The sequence below is a fragment of the Vannielia litorea genome, from assembly GCF_018424695.1.
Lineage (GTDB): Bacteria > Pseudomonadota > Alphaproteobacteria > Rhodobacterales > Rhodobacteraceae > Vannielia > Vannielia litorea_A.
This window is the reverse complement of sequence record NZ_QTNQ01000018.1, coordinates 20,417-27,500: the sequence shown is the minus strand read 5'-3', so window position 1 is coordinate 27,500 and position 7,084 is coordinate 20,417. Positions and strand designations below refer to the sequence as shown.

The 7,084-nt window shown below is 64.0% G+C and carries 6 protein-coding genes (1 of these 6 only partly in view); all 6 read right to left on the bottom strand.

Features of this window, described 5'->3' with window-relative positions:
* A protein-coding gene (msrP, locus tag DYI42_RS08745; RefSeq protein ID WP_213545555.1) for a protein-methionine-sulfoxide reductase catalytic subunit MsrP crosses the window boundary here: on the bottom strand, nucleotides 1–295 show its start. The gene continues 614 nt to the left of window position 1, outside the view; the window shows 295 of its 909 coding nt (coding positions 1–295); the start codon lies at nucleotides 293–295; its stop codon lies off the left edge, out of view.
* Nucleotides 296–403: 108 nt separating this feature from the next.
* Nucleotides 404–1,894 carry an FMN-binding glutamate synthase family protein gene (locus tag DYI42_RS08740; protein ID WP_213545582.1) on the bottom strand — a complete coding sequence of 497 codons (1,491 nt, stop codon included), beginning with the start codon at nucleotides 1,892–1,894 and terminating at the stop codon, nucleotides 404–406.
* 68 nt (nucleotides 1,895–1,962) lie between these two features.
* Nucleotides 1,963–2,925, bottom strand: a complete 963-nt coding sequence (locus DYI42_RS08735; protein WP_213545554.1) for an endonuclease/exonuclease/phosphatase family protein — start codon at nucleotides 2,923–2,925, stop codon at nucleotides 1,963–1,965.
* An 84-nt stretch (nucleotides 2,926–3,009) separates the two neighbouring features.
* On the bottom strand, nucleotides 3,010–3,480 hold the full coding sequence (locus DYI42_RS08730) for an Mpo1 family 2-hydroxy fatty acid dioxygenase (RefSeq protein WP_213545553.1): 471 nt from the start codon (nucleotides 3,478–3,480) through the stop codon (nucleotides 3,010–3,012).
* An 85-nt stretch (nucleotides 3,481–3,565) separates the two neighbouring features.
* A complete protein-coding gene (locus DYI42_RS08725) occupies nucleotides 3,566–4,312 on the bottom strand; it encodes an SDR family NAD(P)-dependent oxidoreductase (RefSeq protein ID WP_213545552.1) in 747 nt (248 codons plus the stop codon).
* An 85-nt stretch (nucleotides 4,313–4,397) separates the two neighbouring features.
* Complete coding sequence (gene clpB / locus DYI42_RS08720) at nucleotides 4,398–7,013, bottom strand: ATP-dependent chaperone ClpB (protein WP_213545551.1); 2,616 nt, start codon at nucleotides 7,011–7,013, stop codon at nucleotides 4,398–4,400.
* Nucleotides 7,014–7,084 lie beyond the last annotated feature (71 nt).

The window sequence follows — 7,084 nt, the reverse complement described above, 5'->3', positions numbered from 1 at the left end:
GGCCCGGCTTGTCGACCATCCCGTCGATCTCGATCGACCAGTTCGAGGTGTCGAGCGCGGCGGCATTCGCCGCAGGGTCGCCCTTGCCGGTGCCGAACTCGTAGTAGTTGTTGTAGCTGGTAATATCCTCGAAGCTGTTCGGCTCCAGGTCTTCGCCCGCCGCATGTGCCTGCCCGCCTAGTGAGCCAGCCACGCCAGCGGCCGTAAGCCCGGCGATGATCTGACGCCGATTCAGCCAGATCGGCTCCGGTGTCACGTCAGCGCGGGTGAGTGTGTTGCTCCAGCGAAAAGCCATGTTCGTCTCCTTCTATCCCCGCACAGTATATAGGGGGCAAATCCTGAAACATTTCTCACGAGCCGGTTGGCTTACGGGATCGTCAGCGGCTGAAACAAAACGCGCCGCTCATTCGGGCGGCGCGTTGAAGCTTGGCAGGATGCGGTTGAACGGGATCGACGTGCCATCGGGCTGCACGATCCGCACATGCCGCCGCCGCATAAGCCGGGGCTCGGCCACACCCACAGAGTGGGCAATGGTCTCGACCTCCTTGATCACCGACTTTGCATAAGCCGCCACCTTCTTGTCCTTGTCCTCCACCACGAGACCTTTCTGAAAGCGCGGGTTGTGGGTGGTGATGCCGGTCGGGCAGGTGTTCTTGTTGCACTTCAGCGCCTGGATGCAGCCGAGCGAGAACATGAAGCCCCGCGCCGAGGTGACGAAGTCGGCCCCCAGCGCGAGGGCCAATGCCACGTCTCCGGGGTTCACCATCTTGCCGGACGCCACCAGCCGGATGCGCTCCTTCAGCCCGAACTCGTCGCGCAGGTTGTTGAAGAGCGGGAGCGCCTCGCGGATCGGCATGCCGACAAGATCCATCAGCGGCATCGGCGCCGCACCGGTCCCGCCCTCTCCGCCATCGATGGTGATGAAGTCGGGGGCCGCGGCCTCGCCCCGCTCTGCGATCAGTTCGAACAGCGGGCGCCACACCTCGATGTTGCCAATAACCGTCTTGAAGCCAACCGGCTTGCCGGTGACCTCGCGCACGTGGGCGATGTAATCGAGCAGGTCAGCCCAGTCATCAATCTCGGGATGCCGGTTGGGAGAGATAGAGGCTTCGCCCGCGCGAATGCCCCGAATCTCGGCGATCTCGGGCGAAACCTTGGCGGCTGGCAGAATGCCGCCCTTTCCCGGTTTGGCCCCCTGCGCCAGCTTCAGCTCGAACATCTTGACCTGCGGATGCGAGGCCACCTCGCCCAGCTTCTCATCCGAGAGGTTTCCGTCATGGTCGCGCACGCCATACTTTGCCGTGCCGATCTGAAACACGAGGTCACAGCCGCCCTCGTAGTGATAAGGGCTCACCCCGCCCTCGCCGGTGTTCATCCAGATGCCGGCCAGCTTCGCCCCCCGGCTCAAGGCCTGAACCGCAGGCTTGGACAGGGCACCGTAAGACATGCCGGAAATGTTGAAGATCGACTTCGCCGTGTAGGGCTCGCGGCAATGCGGACCGATCAGCATGGGCTCGGTCGAGGCATACTGGTTGTCGAGCGGCGGAAAGGCGGCATTGACGAAAATTGGCGTGCCCACCACCCCGATGTTGCGGGTGGAGCCAAAGGCAACCGTGTTGGACTTGCCCGAGGCGGCGTGCTTCACCCAGTCCCGCTGCGCCCGGTTGAAAGGCAGCTCCTCCCGGTCCATCGCAAAGAAATACTGCCGGAAGAACTCACCAAGCGTGCTGAAGATGTGCCGGAAGCGCCCGATCACCGGATAGTTGCGGCGGATCGCATCCTGCGTCTGGGTCTTGTCGATGAAAAAGAGAACGGCAGCGAAGAGGACGAGCAGCCCGATGGCCACCAGTAACGAGAACGCCAGAACCTGAAGCGCCCAGCCCGCCCAATCCATGAACCACATCTGCCTGCCCTCCTTCGGTCGGTGGCCGGAGGATGCGCGGGCGCGGCACCGGTGGCAAGTCAGCCGGTGATGAATTGCGCCCAGATCGGGCGGTGGTCGGAAATATGGTAGCGGGTGAAGGCATCGAACTCGGCGGGCGTACGGCTTTGCCAAAGTTCGGCAAAAACCGCCCCGTTAAAGTCGAACACGCCCTTCGCAACAAAGGCCTGCCCCGCGCCACCGGGAAAGAAGGCCAACTGGTCATAATGCTTGCCCTCGGTGATGACTGTCCCGATGAGGGACTGGTGCGCGGGCACCTCAAGCCCGCGTCGCGCCAGCGCGTCGAATATCGCATCTCCCATCTCGGCCTTGGGCATGTTCATGTCACCGATGGCAACCACGTTGGGCGAGTAGGCCCAGCCGCGTTTGCGCCGGAGGTCGGCCCACCGACCGAGGGCATAGGTCTCCAGCGCCCGGCGGTTGACCGAGCGTTTTGAAGTGGAGCCAAAGTAGAGGTGGGCATTCACCACCGTCACCACCCAGCCGCCCGCCTCGAAGGCCACGGCGAAGGGGTTTCGGTCAAACCCCCTGAACTTCTGTTCGATCCCCGGCAGCTTCACGTAGCGGTGGCTTCCGGGCGGCACGGCGATCTCCCCGGCCAGCTCCATCCGGGTGACGCGGGCGCTGTCGAAGGCAAAGAGCATCCGCTCGTCATTGCCGCCCTGATCCGAAAAGACGCAATCCCATCCATGGGGCAGATGGGCCTGCACGCGCCGCCAGTCTGAGAGGTTCTCCTTTACCTCCTGCACGGCCACGATATCGAACCATGAGATGACCTCGGCAATCAGGCGGCAGTCCGCATCGTCACGGGGCTGGGCGGTATCTCCCAGGTTGGCGATGTTCCACGAGGCCAAAAGCAGCCGCCCGGTTTGCTTGGCCGGAATGGCGCGGCCCGGCTCGGTATCGCGCCAGGCGCGCATCGCGGCGATCTCGGCATCGGCGTCATAGGGGAAGGCAAAGGCGGGCGGCTCGAAAGGGGGCATGGCGCATGGCTCCGGCTGCGTGGCTCTAGCCTGCCCCGCCCTGCCCGTTCTGCCTAGCCCGCCGCGCCTGTTTTCACGGCCTGCTCACACAGGAATTCCGAGACGCTTGTAGAGGAATGACAAGAGCCATGCGGGCCCGATCAGAAGAAACTGCACATCCTTCAAGAACGATGGCTTCTTCCCTTCGACCTTGTGCCCCCAGAACTGGCCGACCCAGGCCAGAACGAAGATGACCGCACCAATCTTCCAGACAGGGGTATCGGTGACGGCATCCAATGCCAAAGTCAGCCAATAGCAAAGCCCCGCGTAGAGCGCGAAGCCGACAGCGAGCGTGGGCGAAAGGATGACGTAGTATAAGAGTGAGAGGGCAAGAACGAGGGTGAGCCAATTGAGCCAGCTGATAGCAGCCAAGAAGCCTGGCTGGGGAATCGCGTAGACAAAGACCATCACCGTCCAGACGATTACCGGCACGCACACCCAATGCACCGCCTTGTTGGTCGGGTTCTGGTGGCTTTCGCCATATTCATCGAGCAAGGCGTGGATCCTGCGTGCCATCGGAGCCTCCCAACTGCCGAGACTGGGATGAGGCTATCGCGGGTCGGCGGCTTCGGACAAGCCCGTAGGGGGTACATTCCCCGCCCTACGGGCGCAGTGACGGAAGGCCAATGCCAGTGCTCTCGAAGCCGCCATCCACCGACAGAAGTTGCCCGGTAATATAGCTGGCCTTTTCGGACAGCAGGAAGACGATGCCCTGGGCTATCTCCTCCTCCTTGCCATAGCGGTTGAGCGGTATTGCATCATGGTAGGCGGCGCGAATGTCGGGCGTGTGCACGGCCAGCGCCAGCTTGGTGTCGACCGGGCCGGGCGCAACGCAATTCACGCGCACGCCATGCTCGCCCCACTCTGCGGCGAACTGTTTGGTAAGGTGGATCACCCCGGCCTTCGAGGTGCCATAGGCCACGCGGAGTGTGCTGGCCCTATGGCCGGAGATGGAGGCGATGTTTACCACCGCGCCTTTCGTCTCGAAGAGCGCCTCGCGGGCAGCCTGCGAGCAAAGGAACACACCGTCGAGGTTCGTGGCCATCACTTCGCGCCACATGGCAAAATCGGTGTCCGCCACGGGGCCGAAGAGCGCGACGCCTGCATTGTTCACCAACCCGTCGATCCGGCCCAGCGCCTGTTTGGCCTCCGTGATCATCCGGCTGGCATCCTCGGGCACCGAGACATCAGCAAACACGGCCACACCGCCCGGCACCTCGCCAACGGCGGCCTCCAGGGCCTCGCTGTCACGATCAACCATGGCCACCTTCCAGCCATCACCGGCCAGCAGCCTCGCAGTCGCCAGCCCTATGCCGCGCGCGGCCCCGGTTACGATTGCACCCTTCATGCGCTCCTCCCAATGCAAAGGCCCCCTCCCATGCGGAAGGGGGCCCTGCGTGTTTAGGCGGGCGACAGGCCCGGATCAATCGGGCTCAGTGCACCACGGCATCGTCGGGGCGTGGGCGATTGGAGCCTGCGACCTTGTCACCAATGATGAGCCCTTCGGTGCCCGCGCTCACAGTGACCGTGTCACCATCGGCAACATCTCCGGCCAGCAGCATCTCGGCCAGCTCGTTTTGCAGCGCGCGCTGGATCACCCGCTTCAGCGGGCGGGCCCCGAACACCGGATCATAGCCCTCATCGGCCAGCCACTTGTGCGCGCCCTCGTCCAGCTCGATCGAGATGCCCCGCGCGCCGAGGCGGCGGCGCAGATGGGCCAGCTGGATATCCACGATCCCGTCCATGTCGTCCCGGCTGAGCCGGTCAAAGATGATGGTCTCATCGAGACGGTTGAGGAACTCGGGGCGGAAGTGTGCGCGCACCGCGTCCATCACATCACGTTTGGCTTCACCGGCGTCCGAGCCCTCGGGCAACTGGCTGAGCGCCTGCGCCCCGAGGTTGGAGGTGAGCACGATCAGCGTCTGCTTGAAGTCCACGGTGCGGCCCTGACCATCGGTCAGCACGCCATCATCGAGCACCTGCAACAGCACGTTGAACACATCCGGATGCGCCTTCTCGACCTCGTCGAAGAGCACGACCTGATAAGGACGCCGCCGCACGGCCTCTGTCAGAACGCCGCCCTCGTCGTAGCCCACGTATCCCGGAGGCGCCCCGATGAGACGCGCCACGGCGTGCTTCTCCATGAACTCGCTCATGTCGATCCGCACCATCGCGCTGTCGTCATCGAAGAGGAACTCGGCCAGAGCCTTGGTAAGCTCGGTCTTGCCCACCCCGGTCGGCCCGAGGAAGAGGAAGCTGCCCAGGGGGCGCGCCTCGTCGTTCAGGCCAGCCCGCGCGCGGCGCACCGCGTTGGACACGGCCCGCACGGCTTGCCGCTGGCCGATCACCCGCTTGCCGATCTCGTCTTCCATACGCAGCAGCTTCTCGCGCTCGCCTTCCAGCATCCGCGCGGTCGGAATGCCCGTCCACCGCTCGACCACCTCGGCGATCTGCTCGGGGCGCACGGCCTCTTCGACCATCACGTCACTCTCCGACGCTTCAGCCTCGGCAAGCTGCTTTTCAAGCCCGGGAATGACGCCGTAAGACAGCTCCCCCGCCTTGGCGAGATTGCCCTCGCGCTTGGCCTGTTCAAGCTGCGCACGGGCATGGTCGAGCTGCTCTTTCAGCTCGCGGGCCGAGTCGAGCTTGTCGCGCTCGGCCTGCCATTGCGCCGTCATCTCGGCAGACTTTTCCTGAACGTCGGAAAGCTCCTTCTCGAGCTTTTCGAGCCGGTCCTTGGACGCCTGGTCGTCTTCCTTCTTCAGTGCCTCTGCCTCGATCTGCATCTGCAAGATCTGCCGGTCGAGCTGGTCGAGTTCTTCGGGCTTGGAGTCCACCTCCATCCGCAAACGACTCGCCGCCTCGTCCACGAGGTCGATCGCCTTGTCGGGCAGGAAGCGGTCGGTGATGTATCGGTGCGAAAGCTGGGCCGCGGCCACGAGGGCGCTGTCGGAGATTCGCACGCCATGGTGCAGCTCGTACTTCTCCTTGATGCCCCGCAGGATCGACACGGTGTCTTCCACAGTCGGCTCCTGCACCACCACCGGCTGGAACCGGCGGGCAAGGGCGGCGTCCTTCTCCACATGCTTGCGATACTCGTCGAGCGTGGTCGCACCGATACAGTGCAACTCACCCCGCGCAAGTGCGGGCTTCAGCAGGTTGGAGGCATCCATCGCGCCATCGGCCTTGCCGGCGCCCACCAGGGTGTGCATCTCGTCGATGAAGAGCACGATGTCACCCGCGGCGGCCTCGATCTCCTTAAGGATCGCCTTCAGCCGCTCCTCGAACTCGCCGCGATACTTCGCCCCCGCAATCAGTGCGCCCATGTCGAGTGCCATCAGGGTCTTGCCTTTCAGGCTCTCGGGCACGTCGCCGTTGATGATGCGAATCGCAATGCCCTCGGCGATGGCGGTTTTACCAACACCGGGCTCACCGATCAGAACGGGGTTGTTCTTGGTCCGGCGCGAAAGCACCTGCATGGCACGGCGAATTTCCTCGTCGCGCCCGATGATCGGGTCAATCTTGCCGTCGCGGGCTGCTTCGGTGAGGTCACGCGCATACTTCTTCAGGGCGTCATAGCCCTCTTCTGCCGAAGCGGTATCGGCCGTGCGGCCCTTGCGGATGTCGTTGATCGCGCCGTTCAGCCCCTGGGCGGTCACAGCCCCGGCCTCCAGCGCCTGCTTGGCGCCGGAGCGCACAACAGCCAGCGCCGTAAGGATGCGTTCCACAGGCACAAAGCTGTCGCCCGCCTTCTTGGCGATCTTGGCGGCCTCGTCGAGCACCTTGCCCGTTTGGCTATCCAGATAGACCTGCCCCGCATCGCCCGAAACCTTGGGCTGCTTGGCCAGCGCCGCATCGAGCGCCTCGACCACGCGCTCGGGCGAGCCGCCCGCGCGTTTGATAAGGTTGGATGCAAGGCCCTGCTCGTCGTCCATCAGGGCTTTCAAGAGATGCTCGGGCACCATCCGCTGATGGTCTTCCCGCATCGCGATGGTCTGCGCGGCCTGGATGAACCCGCGGGACCGTTCCGTGAACTCGTTCATGTTCATCGGCAGTTCTCCTTCTCATAAGCGCCCAGTTGATAGGTCTGCCCGCTCGGCGGCACAGACCCGTATCGGGC